The organism is Pseudomonas sp. F3-2 (assembly GCF_038804275.1).
Taxonomy (GTDB): Bacteria; Pseudomonadota; Gammaproteobacteria; order Pseudomonadales; family Pseudomonadaceae; genus Aquipseudomonas.
Map to the genome: position 1 here is coordinate 5554701 of NZ_CP152388.1, position 17113 is coordinate 5571813.

Below are 17113 nucleotides of genomic sequence, written 5' to 3' on the forward strand. Positions count from 1 at the left end.
GCGCTGCCGCGCTTGCGGTTGAAGAGAGCCTCATGAAAGACACCATTCGCCAGCTGATTCAACAAGCTCTGAGCCAACTCGTCACCCAAGGCGTCTTGCCGGAAGGGCTGACGCCGGCGATTCAGGTGGAAAACGCCAAGGACAAGAAAAACGGCGACTTCGCCAGCAACATCGCGATGATGCTGGCCAAACCTGCCGGCATGAAACCTCGCGATCTGGCCGAAAAAATCGTTGCGGCACTGCCTGCCGACGATCAGATCAGCAAGGTCGATATCGCAGGTCCGGGCTTTCTCAACTTCTTTCAGAACAGCCAGGCCCTGGCCTCCCGTCTGGATGCCGCCCTGGCGGACCCGACACTGTCGGTGCGCAAGAACGGTCCTGCCCAGCGCGTCGTGGTCGATCTGTCGGCGCCTAACCTCGCCAAAGAGATGCATGTCGGCCACTTGCGCTCGACCATCATTGGCGATGGCGTGGCCAGCGTGCTCGAATTCCTCGGCGACACCGTGATTCGTCAGAACCATGTCGGCGACTGGGGCACCCAGTTCGGCATGCTGCTGGCCTATTTGCAGGAGACGCCAGCGACCAGCGACGAGCTGGCGGATCTGGAAAACTTCTACCGCGCGGCCAAGGGCCGGTTCGATGAGTCCGAGGAGTTTGCCGAGCGTGCTCGCGCACTGGTGGTCAAGTTGCAAGCTGGCGACCCTGAATGCCTGAAGCTGTGGACCCGCTTCAAGGACATCTCGCTGTCGCACTGTCAGGAAGTCTACGAACGCCTGAACGTCAAACTGACGCCCAAAGACGTCATGGGCGAAAGCGCCTACAACGATGATCTGGCCAATGTCGTCGCTGACCTGAAGAAGGCCGGTCTGCTGGTCGAGAGCAATGGCGCGCAGTGCGTGTTCCTGGAAGAATTCAAGACCGCCGAAGGCACGCCGCTGCCTGTTATCGTGCAAAAAGCCGGCGGCGGCTATCTGTATGCGACGACCGACCTGGCAGCCGTGCGCTACCGCAGCAATGTATTGAAGGCCGACCGCGCGCTGTACTTCGTCGATCAGCGTCAGGCTCTGCATTTCCAGCAAGTGTTCGAAGTCGCGCGCCGCGCAGGCTTCGTGACCAACGGCATGCAAATGGAACACATGGGCTTCGGCACCATGAACGGCGCCGATGGCCGCCCGTTCAAGACCCGCGACGGCGGCACCGTCAAGCTGGTCGACCTGCTGGACGAGGCCGAAGAGCGCGCCTACGTGCTGGTGAAAGAGAAAAACCCTGAAGTCGCCGAAGACGAATTGCGCACTATCGCGAAGGCTGTGGGTATCAGCGCTGTCAAATACGCGGATCTTTCCAAACACCGCGCCAGCGATTACAGCTTCAACTTCGATCAGATGCTGAGCTTCGAGGGCAACACCGCGCCGTATCTGCTGTACGCCTACACCCGTGTTTCCGGTGTATTCCGCAAGCTGGGCGAGGCTTTCGACCCAAGCAAGGGCCAGATCGTCCTCGAAGCGCCGCAGGAACAGGACCTGGCCGCACGCCTGGCGCAGTTCGGCGAGACCGTGAACAACGTCGCTGAAAAAGGCACGCCACATGTGTTGTGCGCCTACCTGTACGACCTGGCCGGTCTGTTCTCCAGCTTCTATGAGAACTGCCCGATCCTGGCCGCGGAAAATCCCGAGCAACAGCAAAGCCGTCTGCGCCTGGCGCACCTGACTGGCCGCACCCTCAAGCAAGGCCTGCAGCTGCTGGGTCTGGAAACTCTGGAGCGTATGTAAGTTGGCAGTCAAGAAGAAACCTGCTCCCAAGCGCGGCGCCAGCCGGTACGAGGCCCCCGCAAAGAAGCCGATTCCGGGATGGCTGTGGCTGGCGATCGGTCTGTCCGTCGGGGCGTTCATCGTGTTCCTGATGAAACTCGAACCCGGCGGCGGAGACGACATCAAGCGCGCCAAGGCCGACGCCAAGGCGGCGAAAATCGCTGAAGCGAACAAGACGCCGCCCAGCCCGACGGCCCCAGTGAAGCCCAAGTACGATTTCTACACGCTGCTGCCTGAATCGGAAGTCATCGTTCCGAACGAAGCAGTGCCAGAAAAGACGCCACCTGCCGTCGTCGCGCCGACGACGCCTGTGACGCCGGAACAGGCCGCGAAGATCGACACCGCGCGCGCCCAGGCCGCGCTCAGCGGCCTGACACCACCACCTGCGCCGCCGGTCGCCAAACCTGCGCCGGTGACCACGTTCTTCTTGCAGGCGGGCTCGTTCCGCAAGCAGACCGACGCTGAAAAGGTCCGCGCGCAGATCATCCTGCTCGGCCAGGCGGCGACGGTGGAGTCTGGAACCGTCAAGGATGAAACCTGGTACCGCGTGCTGGTCGGTCCGTTCAGCAACCGTGAGCAACTGACGACAGCGCAGAAGCAGCTCGCAGGCGGCGGTTTCAGCAACCTGTTGCTGCAACAGCGTCAGAGCCGTTAAGAACGTACGTCGTCCTGTAGGAGCGTGGCTTGTCTCTGGGCCGCATCCGGACGATCGCCGACGCAGTCGTCGTAAAATCTCTGAATGCGGTGCGTCAGAAATGACAGAGCCGTCCGATTTTACGACTGCTTCGCAGCCGATCGCGGGACAAGCCACGCTCCTACAGTGAGATGCGGCAGCCTGCGATTGCCAACAGCTGCCATTCATCCCCCAACCCCTTCAGCGGTTGAAATACCCGACCCCACCCCCATATGAGTTTCCATCAGGGCATTTTCGCCCCACTGCGTGGAGACTCTCCCCTTGACCACCATCGTTTCAGTGCGCCGCCAAGGCAAAGTCGTCATGGCGGGTGACGGCCAGGTTTCCCTGGGCAATACCGTCATGAAAGGCAATGCCAAAAAGGTCCGTCGTCTTTATCACGGCCAGGTCATCGCTGGCTTTGCAGGCGCCACCGCCGATGCATTCACCCTGTTCGAACGCTTCGAGGCCCAGCTGGAAAAACACCAGGGCCACCTCGTGCGCGCCGCGGTAGAACTCGCCAAAGACTGGCGCACCGACCGCTCCCTGAGCCGTCTGGAGGCCATGCTGGCAGTCGCCAACAAAGATGCTTCGCTGATCATCACCGGCAACGGCGACGTCGTTGAACCTGAAGACGGCCTGATCGCCATGGGCTCCGGTGGCGCATTCGCACAGGCCGCCGCTCGCGCCCTGCTGCTGAAGACCGAACTGTCTGCCCGGGAAATCGCCGAAACGGCGCTGCACATCGCTGGCGACATCTGCGTCTTCACCAACCACAACATCACCATTGAGGAGCAGGACCTCGTCGAGTAAGTCGCGGCACGGTCGCAATCCATCGCCACCCGCCCCACTCACTCGCCCAGAGGACCGTCGAATACCATGTCCATGACTCCCCGTGAAATTGTCCACGAGCTCAATCGCCATATCATTGGCCAGGACGATGCCAAGCGCGCCGTCGCCATTGCGCTGCGTAACCGCTGGCGCCGGATGCAGCTGCCCGAAGAACTGCGCGTAGAAGTCACGCCGAAGAACATCCTGATGATCGGCCCGACCGGTGTCGGTAAAACCGAGATCGCCCGTCGCCTGGCCAAGCTCGCCAACGCGCCGTTCATCAAGGTCGAAGCGACCAAGTTCACCGAGGTCGGCTATGTGGGTCGCGACGTCGAGTCGATCATTCGTGACCTGGCGGACGCAGCGATGAAACTGCTGCGCGAGCAGGAAATGACCAAGGTCCGTCATCGCGCCGAAGACGCTGCCGAAGATCGCATCCTCGACGCGCTGCTGCCTCAGGCCCGCGGTTTTCAGGAAGAGGCTTCGCCAAGCGACACCAATACGCGTCAGCTTTTCCGCAAGCGTCTGCGTGAAGGTCAGCTGGACGACAAGGAAATTGAGATCGAAGTCTCCGAGGCCATGGGTGTGGATATCTCCGCGCCGCCCGGCATGGAAGAGATGACCAACCAGCTGCAAAGCCTGTTTGCCAACATGGGCAAGGGCAAGAAGAAGTCCCGCAAGTTGAAGGTCAAGGACGCCTTGAAGATGGTCCGTGACGAAGAGGCGAGCCGTCTGGTCAATGACGAAGAGCTCAAGGGCAAGGCGCTGGAAGCCGTCGAGCAGCATGGCATCGTGTTCATCGACGAGATCGACAAAGTGGCCAAGCGCGGCAACGTCGGTGGCGCGGACGTGTCGCGCGAAGGCGTGCAGCGCGACCTGCTGCCACTGATCGAAGGCTGCACCGTCAACACCAAACTGGGCATGGTCAAGACCGACCATATCCTGTTCATCGCATCGGGCGCATTCCATCTGAGCAAGCCAAGCGATCTGGTGCCTGAGCTGCAGGGTCGTCTGCCGATTCGCGTTGAACTCAAGGCGCTGAGCCCGCAGGACTTCGAGCGCATCCTCAGCGAGCCTCACGCGTCCCTGACCGAGCAGTACCGTGAGCTGCTGAAGACTGAAGGCCTGAACATCGAGTTCCTGCCTGAAGGCATCAAGCGCCTTGCCGAGATCGCCTGGCAGGTCAACGAGAAAACCGAGAACATCGGTGCTCGTCGTCTGCACACGTTGCTGGAGCGTCTGCTGGAAGAAGTGTCTTTCAGCGCAGGCGATCTGGCGACGGCGCAGGATTCGGGGACCATCAAGATCGACGCCGAGTACGTCAACAGCCATCTGGGCGAGCTGGCCGAAGACGAAGACCTGTCACGCTACATTCTGTAATTACCGCAAGTCCCTGTAGGCGTGAGCTTGCTCGCGATGCGGCGTTAGGCAACGATGTATTGACCTGATCCGACGCAATCGCGAGCAAGCTCACTCCTACAACGTTCAGTGTGAGGCGCAAAATCATGTCCCGAATCCCCACCGCGATCCAGCTTCACAAAGCCTCGAAAATCCTCAGCCTGAAATACGGACCCGATGAGGAATACCATCTGCCTGCGGAATTTCTGCGCGTGCATTCGCCCTCGGCCGAGGTGCAGGGACACGGCAACCCCATTCTGCAATTCGGCAAGCTGGGCGTGGGCCTGAGCAAAATTGAACCTGCCGGGCAGTACGCACTGAAATTGACCTTCGACGATGGTCATGACAGCGGATTGTTCACGTGGGAATACCTTGAACAACTGGCCCAGCGCCAGGAATCTTTGTGGGACGACTATCTGGCTGAGCTCAAAGCAGCCGGAAAATCCCGCGACCCTTCCGAGCAAGTCATTCGGCTGATGCTCTAGTCCGCGCCCTGCATACCGGCGGGCGTTTTAGGACGCGCTTTCTAATCGCATTTGTTTCAATAGGCCGCGCAGCGGTCAATGACTGACCCTGCTTGCGATTTTTTTAAATCTCGCGTAACCAATGATCATGGCAAGCCATCTGCATCGGATTTTTTGCAGAAGCCTGCCGGCGTGGACCGTGGAAGCCGTATCCGTCACAGCCCCATCGGGTTGGTCGTTGGCGAACGTCCGCGTCCGGTTGTGTTAATCATCGGTCACCCGAGAGCAGTGCTGGCATTGGCCTGTTGCGCTTTTCACAGGGATGTCAGTACTCGTCTCAGGACAATGGAGCGTCGTAGATGAGTAACAAGAGTAATGATGATCTGCCGCGTCAGGCCTCTGAACATACGCTGGGGCTGAACCCCGTCGTCGGGTTGCGGCGCAAGGATTTGCTCACCACGGCTCGCATGGTATTGACTCAAGCCATCAAACAACCTTTCCACAGTGCCCGGCACGTGGCCCATTTCGGGCTTGAACTGAAAAACGTCCTGCTGGGCAAATCCACGCTGACCCCGGAAAGCGACGACCGCCGCTTTGCCGATCCGGCCTGGAGCCAGAACCCTCTTTATCGCCGCTATCTGCAGACTTACCTCGCCTGGCGCAAGGAGCTGCACGACTGGATCGACGACAGCAACCTGTCTGCGCAGGACATCAGCCGCGGCCATTTCGTGATCACGCTGATGACTGAGGCGATGTCGCCCACCAACGGCGCGGCCAACCCGGCAGCGGTCAAACGCTTTTTTGAAACCGGCGGTAAAAGCATTCTCGACGGCTTGTCCCACCTGGCCAAGGATCTGGTGAACAACGGCGGCATGCCGAGCCAGGTCAACATGGACGCGTTCGAGGTCGGCAAGAATCTCGGCACCACCGAAGGCGCGGTGGTGTTTCGTAATGACGTGCTGGAGCTGATTCAGTACCGGCCGATCACCGAACAGGTTCACGAGCGTCCGATGCTCGTGGTCCCTCCGCAGATCAACAAGTTTTATGTGTTCGACCTCAGCCAGGACAAAAGCCTGGCGCGCTTCTGCCTGCGCAACAACGTGCAGACCTTCATCATCAGCTGGCGAAACCCCACCAAAGCGCAGCGCGAATGGGGGCTGTCGACGTATATCGACGCCGTGAAGGAAGCCGTGGACGTGGTCTGCAAGATCACCGGAAGCAAGGACGTCAACATGCTCGGCGCATGCTCTGGCGGCATCACCTGCACGGCGCTGCTGGGGCATTACGCGGCGCTGGGCGAGCAGAAGGTCAACGCCCTGACGCTGCTGGTGAGCGTGCTCGACACGACGCTGGACACTCAGGTCTCTCTGTTCGTCGACGAGCAGACGCTGGAGTCGGCCAAGCGTCATTCGTATCAGGCCGGGGTTCTGGAAGGCAAAGACATGGCCAAGGTCTTTGCCTGGATGCGACCGAACGACCTGATCTGGAATTACTGGGTGAACAACTATCTGCTGGGCAACGAGCCGCCGGTTTTCGACATCCTGTTCTGGAACAACGACACCACACGTCTGCCCGCAGCGTTTCATGGCGACTTGATCGAGATGTTCAAGAATAATCCGCTGACGCGCGCAAACGCCCTGGAAGTCTGCGGCACGCCAATCGATCTGAAACAGGTCAAAAGTGACATCTTCTGCCTGGCAGGCACCAATGATCACATCACACCTTGGGTCTCTTGCTACAAGTCGGCGCGACTGTTCGGGGGCAAGACCGAGTTCGTGCTGTCCAACAGCGGGCATATCCAGAGCATCCTGAACCCGCCGGGTAACCCGAAAGCACGTTACATGACCAATCCTGAATTGCCCGAAGATGCTCAGCGATGGCAGGAAGATGCGACCAAGCACACTGATTCCTGGTGGCTGCACTGGCATAACTGGCAGGCCGAACGCTCAGGCAAGCTGAAAAAGGCGCCCGCCAGCCTGGGCAATAAAGCGTATCCCGCAGGCGAGGCAGCTCCGGGGACGTATGTGCACGAACGATAGCGTTTAACCGCAGCAGCGTGGCTCGTCCCGCGATTGATACGCCTGCGGGATTTGCGCCTTTCACCAGCAATACGCTGTAAATGGAACGGCAAGCATCGAACACACAGGAACCGCCGACGCGGTTTCAGGACCGGAAAAAGCGCAGGACTGCATGACCGGCGTTTAACCCACAGGGCTTCGCGCATGCCGCAACCGTTTGTATTTCGCACCATCGATCTGGATGGCCACAACATCCGCACGGCCGTGCGCCCCGGCAAGAGCCATCTCACGCCGCTGCTGATCTTCAATGGAATCGGCGCCAACCTGGAGCTGGTCTTTCCGTTCGTCGACGCGCTGGATCCTGACCTTGAGGTCATCGCCTTCGACGTGCCCGGCGTGGGCGGCTCATCGACCCCAAGCCGTCCATACCGGTTTCCCGGTCTGGCAAAACTTGCCGCACGCATGCTCGATTACCTGGATTACGGTCAGGTCAACGCGATCGGCGTGTCGTGGGGCGGCGCGCTGGCGCAACAGTTTGCCCACGACTACCCGGAACGCTGCAAGAAACTGGTGCTCGCCGCCACCGCAGCCGGTGCAGTGATGGTGCCGGGCAAGCCCAGAGTATTGTGGCTGATGGCGAGTCCGCGGCGTTATATCCAGCCGTCCCACGTCATCAGGATCGCCCCGGAAATCTACGGCGGCGCATTTCGGCGCGACCCGCATCTGGCCGCCAACCATGCGGCCAAGGTCCGCTCGTCCGGAAAGATGGGCTACTACTGGCAACTGTTTGCCGGCATGGGCTGGACCAGCATTCACTGGCTGCACAAGATCCGCCAGCCGACCTTGGTGCTGGCCGGCGACGACGATCCGCTGATCCCGCTGATCAACATGCGACTACTGGCCTGGCGCATACCCAATGCCCAGCTACACATAATCGATGATGGTCACTTGTTCTTGATCACCCGGGCCGAGGCCGTCGCGCCCATCATCATGAAGTTTCTTCAGCAGGAGCGGCAGCGCGCCGTCATGCACCCGCAGCCAGCCCCCGTCGTGCGCCAACCCTGAAATGAGAGTGTGCCAAGACCGGCAGGAGTTCGTGCTTCAACAACAAGCTGCGGCGGGAAACCTCGACGCCGCCGCAGAACCGCTGACACCGGCCTAAGCCGGGAAACCAGTAGAACCGGCTTTAGCCGGCAAGGCGTCGGTACCGCTTACCCCGGAGGACGCTTACCCGGCTCAGGCCGGTCGCACCTCGGGAGTACGGAAGTCACTTGATTGACTGCGCCATCGGCGGGATTGCCAAGGCGCAGGGCAGCGCGCAACAGCTGATTCAGGGTTGCGCGCAGGTTTATTTGCTTATGGCCTGACGAAGGAGTGTTGACCCATGCGAGACAAACCGGCGAAAAACCCCTATCCCATACCCTCCACGTACATCAACGCACAGAGCGCAATCACTGGCCTGCGCGGGCGGGATTTGTTTTCGACCCTGCGCAATGTGGCACTGCAAGGCCTTAAACATCCGGTTTACACCGCGCGCCACGCGCTGGCGCTCGGCGGCCAGTTGGGCCGCGTCATGCTGGGCGACCTTCCTCATCAGCCGCACCCTCACGACAACCGTTTCAGTGACCCGACCTGGGCGCACAACCCGCTCTATCGGCGCGGCTTGCAGGCCTATCTGAGCTGGCAGCACCAGGTACGCAGCTGGATCGACGACAGCAATCTCAGTGAAGACGACCGCTCGCGCGCGCAATTCATTTTTGCGCTGCTCAACGACGCCCTCGCGCCGACCAATACCTTGCTCAATCCGATGGCGCTGAAGGAGCTGTTCAACTCAGGCGGCACCAGCGTCATCAAAGGTCTGAGCCACATGCTCGACGACTTCATGCACAACAACGGTCTGCCCAGCCAGACCACCAAAGACGCGTTCGAGATCGGCCGCACGCTGGCGGTCACGCCAGGCGCCGTAGTGTTTCGCAACGAGCTGCTGGAGCTGATCCAGTACAAGCCGATGAGCGAAAAACAGTACGCACGGCCTCTGCTGATCGTGCCGCCGCAGATCAACAAGTACTACATTTTCGATCTCAGCCCGACCAACAGTTTCGTGCAGTACGCGCTGAAGAACGGCCTGCAGACCTTCATCATCAGTTGGCGCAACCCGGATGTCCGGCATCGCGAGTGGGGCCTGTCCAGTTACGTGCAAGCCGCCGAGGAGGCGATGAACGTGTGCCGCACGATCACCGGCGCGCGCGAGGTCAACCTGATGGGGGCTTGCGCGGGCGGGCTGACGATCGCCGCGCTGCAAGGCCATCTTCAGGCCAAGCGACAGATGCGCCGGGTATCGAGCGCCAGTTACCTGGTCAGTCTGCTGGACAGCCAGATCGAGAGTCCGGCCACGCTGTTCATCGACGAACAGACGCTTGAAGCCGCCAAGCGCCGCTCGTATCAGCGCGGCGTACTGGATGGTCGCGACATGGCCAAGGTGTTCGCCTGGATGCGCCCGAACGACCTGATCTGGACCTACTGGGTGAACAACTATCTGTTGGGCAAGGCGCCGCCACCCTTCGACATTCTGTACTGGAACAACGACAGCACCCGCCTGCCCGCCGCGCTGCATGGTGACTTGCTGGACTTCTTCAAGCATAACCCGCTGACCCATCCAGGCGGCCTCGAGGTCTGCGGTACGCCGATCGATCTGCAAAAGGTCACGGTGGACAGCTTCAGCGTGGCGGGCATCAACGACCACATCACGCCGTGGGACGCGGTCTATCGCTCGACGCTGCTCCTGGGAGGCGAGCGCCGTTTTTTGCTTTCCAACAGCGGCCACGTGCAGAGCATCCTCAATCCGCCGGGCAACCCGAAGTCCAACTTTGTCGAGAACGGCAAATTGAGCAGCGATCCGCGTGCCTGGTATTACGACGCGCAGCGCAGCGACGGCAGTTGGTGGCCGAGCTGGCTCGAGTGGATTCAGGCGCGATCAGGGCCGCAGCGCGAAACGCTCACGGCGCTGGGTAACCAGAATTACCCACCGATGGAAGCCGCGCCGGGGACGTACGTGCGCGTCCGTTGAATCCGCGCGCCTGCCCCCATCACTGCACACGTACCGAATTAAGAAGACTGGATGAAGACCCGCGACCGCATACTCGAATGTGCCCTGGCGCTGTTCAATCGTCAGGGCGAACCCAACGTCTCGACGCTGGAAATTGCCAACGAACTGGAGATCAGCCCCGGCAATCTCTACTACCACTTTCATGGCAAGGAGCCGTTGGTGATGGAGCTGTTCGAGCGCTTTCAGAACGAACTGGCACCCTTGCTCGACCCGCCTGCGGATGCTCGTCTGGACGCCGAAGATTACTGGTTGTTTTTGCACCTGATCGTCGAGCGCCTGTCGCACTATCGCTTCCTGTTTCAGGACCTGTCGAACCTTGCCAGTCGGCTGCCGAAACTGGCGCGTGGCATTCGCAACCTGCTGAACGCGATCAAGCGCACCCTGGCCTCGCTACTGGCGCGCTTAAAGGCCGAAGGTCAGGTGACCAGTGATACTCAGGCGCTGGGCCAACTGGTGGAACAGATCACCATGACCCTGCTGTTCTCGCTGGACTATCAACGCATCCTTGATCGCGAAGGCGAAACGCGAGTGGTGGTGTACCAGATCATGATGCTGGTCGCGCCGCACCTCAAACCGGGTGCGCGACACGCCGCCGAGCAGTTGGCGCGGCACTATCTGGAGGATTGAATCACGCTGGCTTCAGCGACCCCATGCAAGAGGTCACCTACAAAAAAAACCCGACCAGCTTTCACAGATCGGGTTTTGGTGTGGCCAGCCGGGAATCAGGATTGGCTGGACGGTGTCGACGCCGTGGAGGCTGACGACGTTGCAGCGGCAGGGGCCGACGGTGCTGACGCGGTGGGTGCAGCACTGGCAGAGGGAGCCGGTGTAGAAGCTGCGGCCGGTTTGGCGGCTGCGGCGGGCTTTTTGGCTGCAGCAGGCTTTTTCGCGGCGGCTGGTTTTGCCGCTGGTTTCGCCGCTGCTGCTGGTTTCGCCGCTGGCTTGGCAGCCGGTTTCGCTGCGGCCTTCGGTGCAGGCTTGGCGGCTACGGTTTTCGCCTTGGCGGGGGTGGAAGCGGCTGCCTTGGACGCTGCTGCAACCGGTTTGGCTGCCGCTTTGGAAGCTGCAGGTTTGGCCGCTGCAGTTTTCTTGGCGACCGGCTTGGCCGCTGCTTTGGCCAGAGGTTTGGCAGTGGTTTTGCTCGCAGGCTTAGTGGCCGGCTTGGCTGCCGCGGTCTTCGAGATCGGCGTGACCGACGCGCCGGTCAGCTTCTCGATCTGTCGGGTCAGCAGGTCGACCTTACTGTGCAATGCTTTGACTTCGTTGCGACTCGGCACGCCCAGGCGCGAAATTGCGCTGTTCAGGCGCTTGTCGAAAGCACCTTCCAGCTCGCCCCATTTGCCCAGCGCCAGATCCTTCACGTCGCCGACGCGGGATTTGGTCGAGGCCTTTGCCGTGTCGACGCTCTTGCCAACGGTAGCCTTGGTTTCCTTCTCGGCCTTCTCGCCGTCCTTGACCAAAGATTCGAAAAGTTTACTGCCGTCATTGCTGATTTTCGAGTAAGCGCCTAAACCAGCCAGCCAGATTTGGCGGGAGTATTTTTCAACCTCGCCAATCCAGGAGCTGCCTTCTTTTTCGGTTTTCTTTTTGCCAGCCATCCCGCTCTCCTTATTGTTTACGCGCGACACGTTCAAGCAATGCCGTCAGCTCATCGAGCTTAGCAGAGAGTGTCTCAACATCATGTTTAGACGGTATGCCAATGCGATTCAAGGCGCTGGCCACACGGCGATCGAATGCGCTTTCGATTTTATCCAGCTGCACCTCGACCCGACCTTTTGCCTTCGTCACGTCGTCCTTCACCGATTCGATTTCGCTGTTGGCGGCGTCGACGGATTCATCGATGACTTTCTTCGCTTTTTTCTCGGTCTGCTCGCCGGTCTTGATCAGCTCTTTGACGTAGTCGGCGCCTTCCTGTCCAGCCTTGACGTAGGCGCCCAGCCCGGCCAGCCAGATCTTGCGGGCATACAGCCGGACTTCCGAAAACGTCTTCGCTTCGTCGGCCTCGACTTTTTTCCTGAGGGTAACTTTGACCATGGTGCACCTCACGCTCGAAGGGTAAGAGGAACCGCCCCATGGAAGTCGGGGCATGGGCACAAAGTAGAGAGAAAAATTAGAAAGCTCACCCTAGGTTGGGGGTGGGCGATGTGGGAGCGTGGCTTGTCCCGCGATCGGCTGCGAAGCAGTCGTAGATGCAGCAAATCCGTTGTTTCAGGACTACCACATACTCAGGTTTACGGCGACTTCGTCGCCGATCGCGGGACAAGCCACGCTCCTACAGGAGAAGGCATTACGCCGTCAGGGCCTTATCCAGCTGGCGCTCGACCTCGGACTGGATGGTGCTGCTCATCGCAGACAGGAAGAAATTCAATTCGATGCTAACGCGCACCAGGGCATCTTCGACCTGAACCGTGCCTTTGGCGCCCTTGCCCTCCAGCGACACAACGTCGCCGTCCCAGCTGTGCTCGATGCCATATTTATCGCCCAGCTTCTCAGCCAGCAACTCGGCCTTCTCGCGAGCCTTGTCCTTACCCAGCGCATGCGGGCGTTCTACGGTAATGCGGGCCATCGGCGGGCTCCTTCGTCCAGGTGAATCGTCGGGCCACTATACCAGCGGCATCTGGCGAAGAAACTGTTCACGGTGAGCCTTGTCAAGACAAAGCCAGCCCCGACGATTAGAATGGCGGCACTTTATTCCGGTGACAGCGATATGAACGATCCGCGCAAAGGCAGCGATGCCGAACCCACCACTCACTTCGGTTACAAAACCGTGGCCGAAAGCCAGAAGGCCGAGAAAGTCGCCGAAGTTTTTCACTCCGTTGCGGCCAAGTACGACCTGATGAACGACGTCCTGTCCGGCGGCATGCATCGCCTCTGGAAGCGCTTCACGATCGAGCTTTCCGGCGTGCGTACCGGCAACCGCGTGCTGGACATCGCAGGCGGCACGGGCGATCTGGCGAAGAAATTTTCGCACCTGGTCGGGCCTACCGGCGAAGTGGTGCTGGCTGACATCAACGCGTCCATGCTCAAGGTCGGCCGTGACCGCCTGCTGGACCGTGGCGTGGCCGGCAACATCAAGTTCGTTCAGGCGGACGCTGAAAAGCTGCCCTTCCCTGACAACTACTTCGACTGCGTGACGATCGCCTTCGGCTTGCGCAACGTAACGCACAAAGAAGACGCCATCCGCTCGATGCTGCGCGTGCTCAAGCCCGGCGGCCGGCTGCTGGTGCTGGAGTTCTCCAAACCGACCAACAAGGTCATGTCCAAGGTCTACGACGCCTATTCGTTTGCCTTCATGCCATTGGCGGGCAAGCTGATCACCAATGACTCGGAAAGCTATCGCTATCTGGCCGAATCGATCCGCATGCACCCGGATCAGGAAACCCTGAAGTCGATGATGGTCCAGGCCGGTTTCGACCGCGTGACCTATCACAACATGACCTCCGGCATCGTCGCCCTGCACCGGGGTATCAAACCCTGATGTTGATCAGCGGCTTGCTCGCCAGCGCCGAACACGGCATCAATCGCGTGCTGCAGATGGACAGCACCGCTTTGCCGCGCCTTGACCGGCTGAGCGGCAAAGTCGTCGCGATCGAGTGCACCAGCCCTGCCTTTCACGTGCACATCCTGCCCAGCGACGAGGGTCTGATGCTCGCCGCTAACTGGGAAGGTGGCACCGATGTGACGCTGCGCGCGCCGGCAGCGAGCCTGATGCGCCTGGCACTGAGCAAGGACAAGAACGCCGTCCTGCACAGCCCCGAAGTCGACCTGGAAGGCGAAAGCGCTGTGTTGCTTGAGCTGGTGGGTGTGCTTCAGGACCTGGACCTGGACTGGGAATACGAACTGCAACGCTGGCTCGGCCCCGTTGCCACGCCGCTGATCGGCGGGCACCTGCGCAACACCGCGCGCTGGACCCGCGAAAGCGCCGAAAGCCTGAGCCATAATCTGGCCGAATATCTGGCTGAAGAGTCACGCACTCTGGTTGGCAGGCGCGAGGCTGAAGCCCGCTTCGCCGAACTGGATCAGACCAAACAAGACCTGGAACGCCTCGAAGCCCGCTTCGAGCGTCTGGCCCAATCTCTCAAATCCAGCGATAACGCATGAGCCTGCTTGCCGTCCGCCGTCTGTTTCGCATCCAGCGTGTCGTAATCCGTTACCGCCTCGATGACCTGCTGTTCGCTTTGCCACTGCCGTGGTGGCTGCTTGCCGTGCGCTTCGTGCTGCCGTGGCGGTGGATCCCGCGACGCAAGAGCGAGCTCAATCGAGGCGCGCGTTTGCGCCTGGCCTTGCAGGACCTGGGGCCGATCTTCATCAAATTCGGCCAGTTGCTTTCGACCCGTCGCGACCTGCTGCCAGAGGACATCGCCGACGAACTGATGCTGCTGCAGGATCGCGTGCCGCCGTTCGAGTCAGAGAAAGCCGTCGCCCTGATCGAATCGCAACTGGGTGCGAAGATCAGCGAGGTGTTCAGCCGCTTCGACGTTGCCCCGTTGGCCTCTGCTTCGGTGGCGCAAGTGCACGCCGCCCGTCTCAAGACAGGCGAAGAAGTGGTCGTGAAGGTCGTGCGTCCGGGGCTCAAGCCGATCATCGGTTCGGACCTCGCCTGGCTGTTCATCCTCGCGAAAATCGCTGAACGTCTGTCGGCAGACGCCCGCCTGCTGCATCCGGTGGACGTGGTCGCCGATTACGAAAAGACCATTTACGACGAGCTCGATCTGCTGCGCGAGGCGGCCAACTCCAGCCAGTTGCGCCGCAATTTCGAAGGCTCGACCATGCTCTATGTGCCGCAGGTCTACTGGGACTGGTGCCGGCCGAAGGTGCTGGTGATGGAGCGCATCTACGGCGTTCAGGTCACCGACCTGGCAACCCTGGCCGACCAGCGCACCGACATGAAAAAACTCGCAGAACGCGGGGTCGAGCTGTTTTTCACGCAGGTGTTCCGCGACAGCTTCTTCCATGCCGACATGCACCCCGGCAACATCTTCGTCAGCACCGTTGCGCCCTGGGATCCGCAATACATTGCCATCGACTGCGGCATCGTCGGCAGCCTGACCCCGGAAGACCAGGACTATCTGGCGCGCAATCTCTTCGCCTTCTTCAAGCGTGACTACCGCCGCGTGGCGCAGTTGCACATCGATTCGGGCTGGGTCCCGGCAGAGACGAAGCTCAATGAATTCGAAGCCGCAATCCGGACCGTGTGCGAGCCGATCTTCGAGAAGCCACTCAAGGATATTTCCTTCGGCCAGGTGTTGATGCGCCTGTTCCAGACTGCCCGCCGCTTCAACATGGAAGTCCAGCCACAGCTGGTTTTGCTGCAAAAGACCCTGCTCAACATCGAAGGCTTGGGCCGTCAGCTGTACCCGGAACTGGACCTCTGGAGCACGGCGCAGCCGTTTCTGGAACGCTGGATGCGTGAGCGTGTCAGCCCGAAAACGCTGATTGGCAACCTGCAATCCCAGGTCGAGCAGATTCCGCACCTGGCCAACATGACCCGCGACCTGCTCGAACGCTTGTCGCAGCCGCACACCTCCGACCCGCCACCGCCCTACTCGCGCAACAGCGATCACTGGGCGCTGCGCCTGATTGGCGCCGGACTGCTCGCAGGTGGCGTGGTCCTGGCCACCGCGCACACGCAAACGGGTGACGCGCTCATTGCGCTGAGCGCCTGGCCTGCGCTTCTCATGCTGGTGGCAGGCTTATATCTGGTCGTTCGCCGATAGCCATCCGCGCAGGTCGCTGGCACACTAACCCATCCACAGAGCGGCCGGAGCCGACGATGAAAGACTGGCTGGACGAGATCAAATGGGACCGTGACGGTCTGGTCCCTGCCATCGCGCAGGACCACCAAACCGGACGCGTTCTGATGATGGCCTGGATGAACCGTGAAGCCTTGAGCCTGACCGCTGCCGAAAACCGCGCTATCTATTGGTCGCGTTCGCGTGGCAAGTTATGGCGCAAAGGCGAAGAATCCGGTCACGTGCAGAAGCTTCACGAACTGCGCCTGGACTGCGACGCAGACGTGATCATTCTGATGGTCGAGCAGATTGGCGGTATCGCCTGCCACACCGGGCGCGAGAGCTGCTTCTACCGCGTCTTTGAGGACGCCGGCTGGAAAACCGTGGATCCGGTACTCAAAGACCCAGATGCCATTTATCAAGCAGGACACTGAACATGACTGATACCTTGTCTCGCCTGGCGCAAGTGCTCGAAGAGCGCAAAGGCGCGGCTGCGGACTCTTCCTACGTCGCCAGTCTCTATCACAAGGGGCTGAACAAGATTCTGGAGAAGGTCGGCGAAGAGTCGGTCGAAACCATCATCGCCGCCAAGGACGCCGCCATCAGCGGGGACTGCAGTGATGTCATCTACGAAACCGCCGACTTGTGGTTCCATAGCCTGGTGATGCTCGCAGCACTGGGTCAACACCCACAAGCCGTACTCGATGAACTGGACCGCCGTTTCGGTCTGTCCGGTCACGCCGAAAAAGCAGCGCGCTCGGCGGAATAAACACAGGGGCCTGCGGGCCCGGAATTTCTTGTGAGGAACGTGTCATGGGTATTTTTGACTGGAAACACTGGATCGTCATTCTCGTGGTCGTGGTACTGATCTTCGGCACCAAGAAGCTCAAGAACCTGGGCACCGATGTCGGCGAGTCCATCAAAGGCTTCCGCAAGGCCATGAACGACGATGAAAAACCGTCGGAACAGCCGCCGGTCCAACCACAGCCAGGTGCGCAGCCGACCCAGACTCAGCCGCTGCACCAGCCGCACACCATCGACGGTCAGGCGCAGAAAGTCGAAGAGCCCATCCGCAAAGACTAG

The 17113-nt window shown here is 60.4% G+C and carries 18 protein-coding genes; 15 read left to right on the forward strand and 3 right to left on the reverse strand.

What is annotated here, in order from left to right:
• Nucleotides 1-32: 32 nt before the first annotated feature.
• The 9 genes from argS to AAGQ88_RS24795 all read left to right on the forward strand — a co-directional run bounded on the left by argS (nt 33) and on the right by AAGQ88_RS24795 (nt 10925).
• Nucleotides 33-1769 carry an arginine--tRNA ligase gene (argS, locus tag AAGQ88_RS24755; RefSeq protein WP_285422695.1) on the forward strand — a complete coding sequence of 579 codons (1737 nt, stop codon included), beginning with the start codon at nt 33-35 and terminating at the stop codon, nt 1767-1769.
• Nucleotide 1770: 1 nt separating this feature from the next.
• The gene (locus AAGQ88_RS24760; protein ID WP_093465374.1) at nt 1771-2463 is read left to right on the forward strand and encodes an SPOR domain-containing protein; all 693 of its coding nucleotides are present in this window, start codon (nt 1771-1773) and stop codon (nt 2461-2463) included.
• A gap of 300 nt (nt 2464-2763) precedes the next feature.
• Complete coding sequence (gene hslV / locus AAGQ88_RS24765; protein WP_093465376.1) at nt 2764-3294, forward strand: ATP-dependent protease subunit HslV; 531 nt, start codon at nt 2764-2766, stop codon at nt 3292-3294.
• A gap of 66 nt (nt 3295-3360) precedes the next feature.
• Nucleotides 3361-4692 (forward strand): ATP-dependent protease ATPase subunit HslU, encoded by a 1332-nt coding sequence (gene hslU, locus AAGQ88_RS24770; RefSeq protein ID WP_093465379.1) that lies wholly within the window; start codon nt 3361-3363, stop codon nt 4690-4692.
• 125 nt (nt 4693-4817) lie between these two features.
• On the forward strand, nt 4818-5195 hold the full coding sequence (locus AAGQ88_RS24775) for a DUF971 domain-containing protein (protein ID WP_093465382.1): 378 nt from the start codon (nt 4818-4820) through the stop codon (nt 5193-5195).
• A 338-nt stretch (nt 5196-5533) separates the two neighbouring features.
• Complete coding sequence (gene phaC / locus AAGQ88_RS24780; RefSeq protein ID WP_342653870.1) at nt 5534-7213, forward strand: class II poly(R)-hydroxyalkanoic acid synthase; 1680 nt, start codon at nt 5534-5536, stop codon at nt 7211-7213.
• 183 nt (nt 7214-7396) lie between these two features.
• Nucleotides 7397-8257 carry a poly(3-hydroxyalkanoate) depolymerase gene (gene phaZ / locus AAGQ88_RS24785; protein ID WP_093465388.1) on the forward strand — a complete coding sequence of 287 codons (861 nt, stop codon included), beginning with the start codon at nt 7397-7399 and terminating at the stop codon, nt 8255-8257.
• Nucleotides 8258-8576: 319 nt separating this feature from the next.
• Nucleotides 8577-10259 (forward strand): class II poly(R)-hydroxyalkanoic acid synthase, encoded by a 1683-nt coding sequence (phaC, locus tag AAGQ88_RS24790; RefSeq protein WP_342653871.1) that lies wholly within the window; start codon nt 8577-8579, stop codon nt 10257-10259.
• Nucleotides 10260-10310: 51 nt separating this feature from the next.
• Nucleotides 10311-10925: a TetR/AcrR family transcriptional regulator gene (locus AAGQ88_RS24795; protein ID WP_093465394.1), complete on the forward strand. Its 615-nt coding sequence runs from the start codon at nt 10311-10313 to the stop codon at nt 10923-10925.
• 95 nt (nt 10926-11020) lie between these two features.
• Here AAGQ88_RS24795 and AAGQ88_RS24800 read toward each other — a convergent pair whose 3' ends face one another.
• From AAGQ88_RS24800 to AAGQ88_RS24810, 3 genes are all read right to left on the reverse strand, one after another.
• On the reverse strand, nt 11021-11896 hold the full coding sequence (locus tag AAGQ88_RS24800) for a phasin family protein (RefSeq protein WP_342653872.1): 876 nt from the start codon (nt 11894-11896) through the stop codon (nt 11021-11023).
• Between the two features lie 10 nt (nt 11897-11906).
• Complete coding sequence (locus tag AAGQ88_RS24805) at nt 11907-12332, reverse strand: phasin family protein (protein WP_342653873.1); 426 nt, start codon at nt 12330-12332, stop codon at nt 11907-11909.
• Between the two features lie 253 nt (nt 12333-12585).
• Nucleotides 12586-12864: a polyhydroxyalkanoic acid system family protein gene (locus tag AAGQ88_RS24810; RefSeq protein WP_285422702.1), complete on the reverse strand. Its 279-nt coding sequence runs from the start codon at nt 12862-12864 to the stop codon at nt 12586-12588.
• A gap of 141 nt (nt 12865-13005) precedes the next feature.
• Between AAGQ88_RS24810 and ubiE the strand changes: the two genes are divergently transcribed.
• The 6 genes from ubiE to AAGQ88_RS24840 are packed head-to-tail and all read left to right on the forward strand — an operon-like array spanning nt 13006 to nt 17113.
• A complete protein-coding gene (ubiE, locus tag AAGQ88_RS24815; RefSeq protein WP_093465625.1) occupies nt 13006-13776 on the forward strand; it encodes a bifunctional demethylmenaquinone methyltransferase/2-methoxy-6-polyprenyl-1,4-benzoquinol methylase UbiE in 771 nt (256 codons plus the stop codon).
• On the forward strand, nt 13776-14399 hold the full coding sequence (locus tag AAGQ88_RS24820) for an SCP2 sterol-binding domain-containing protein (protein WP_342653874.1): 624 nt from the start codon (nt 13776-13778) through the stop codon (nt 14397-14399). Before ubiE ends, AAGQ88_RS24820 begins: the two co-directional genes overlap by 1 nt.
• Nucleotides 14396-16015 (forward strand): ubiquinone biosynthesis regulatory protein kinase UbiB, encoded by a 1620-nt coding sequence (gene ubiB / locus AAGQ88_RS24825; protein WP_285422704.1) that lies wholly within the window; start codon nt 14396-14398, stop codon nt 16013-16015. The genes AAGQ88_RS24820 and ubiB overlap by 4 nt, the downstream gene beginning before the upstream one ends.
• 56 nt (nt 16016-16071) lie before the next feature.
• Nucleotides 16072-16464, forward strand: coding sequence for a phosphoribosyl-AMP cyclohydrolase (gene hisI, locus AAGQ88_RS24830; RefSeq protein ID WP_285422705.1), 393 nt, complete (start codon nt 16072-16074; stop codon nt 16462-16464).
• 2 nt (nt 16465-16466) lie between these two features.
• Nucleotides 16467-16799, forward strand: a complete 333-nt coding sequence (locus AAGQ88_RS24835) for a phosphoribosyl-ATP diphosphatase (RefSeq protein WP_062379266.1) — start codon at nt 16467-16469, stop codon at nt 16797-16799.
• A gap of 44 nt (nt 16800-16843) precedes the next feature.
• Nucleotides 16844-17113: a twin-arginine translocase TatA/TatE family subunit gene (locus AAGQ88_RS24840; RefSeq protein WP_093465415.1), complete on the forward strand. Its 270-nt coding sequence runs from the start codon at nt 16844-16846 to the stop codon at nt 17111-17113.

Bases quoted from the DNA above. Each gene is read 5' to 3' on its own strand.
- argS (WP_285422695.1), top strand. From the start codon at position 33: ATGAAAGACACCATTCGCCAGCTGATTCAACAAGCTCTGAGCCAACTC.
- hslU (WP_093465379.1), top strand. From the start codon at position 3,361: ATGTCCATGACTCCCCGTGAAATTGTCCACGAGCTCAATCGCCATATC.
- AAGQ88_RS24775 (WP_093465382.1), top strand. From the start codon at position 4,818: ATGTCCCGAATCCCCACCGCGATCCAGCTTCACAAAGCCTCGAAAATC.
- phaC (WP_342653870.1), top strand. From the start codon at position 5,534: ATGAGTAACAAGAGTAATGATGATCTGCCGCGTCAGGCCTCTGAACAT.
- phaZ (WP_093465388.1), top strand. From the start codon at position 7,397: ATGCCGCAACCGTTTGTATTTCGCACCATCGATCTGGATGGCCACAAC.
- phaC (WP_342653871.1), top strand. From the start codon at position 8,577: ATGCGAGACAAACCGGCGAAAAACCCCTATCCCATACCCTCCACGTAC.
- AAGQ88_RS24795 (WP_093465394.1), top strand. From the start codon at position 10,311: ATGAAGACCCGCGACCGCATACTCGAATGTGCCCTGGCGCTGTTCAAT.
- AAGQ88_RS24800 (WP_342653872.1), bottom strand. From the start codon at position 11,896: ATGGCTGGCAAAAAGAAAACCGAAAAAGAAGGCAGCTCCTGGATTGGC.
- AAGQ88_RS24805 (WP_342653873.1), bottom strand. From the start codon at position 12,332: ATGGTCAAAGTTACCCTCAGGAAAAAAGTCGAGGCCGACGAAGCGAAG.
- AAGQ88_RS24810 (WP_285422702.1), bottom strand. From the start codon at position 12,864: ATGGCCCGCATTACCGTAGAACGCCCGCATGCGCTGGGTAAGGACAAG.
- ubiE (WP_093465625.1), top strand. From the start codon at position 13,006: ATGAACGATCCGCGCAAAGGCAGCGATGCCGAACCCACCACTCACTTC.
- AAGQ88_RS24820 (WP_342653874.1), top strand. From the start codon at position 13,776: ATGTTGATCAGCGGCTTGCTCGCCAGCGCCGAACACGGCATCAATCGC.
- ubiB (WP_285422704.1), top strand. From the start codon at position 14,396: ATGAGCCTGCTTGCCGTCCGCCGTCTGTTTCGCATCCAGCGTGTCGTA.
- hisI (WP_285422705.1), top strand. From the start codon at position 16,072: ATGAAAGACTGGCTGGACGAGATCAAATGGGACCGTGACGGTCTGGTC.
- AAGQ88_RS24835 (WP_062379266.1), top strand. From the start codon at position 16,467: ATGACTGATACCTTGTCTCGCCTGGCGCAAGTGCTCGAAGAGCGCAAA.
- AAGQ88_RS24840 (WP_093465415.1), top strand. From the start codon at position 16,844: ATGGGTATTTTTGACTGGAAACACTGGATCGTCATTCTCGTGGTCGTG.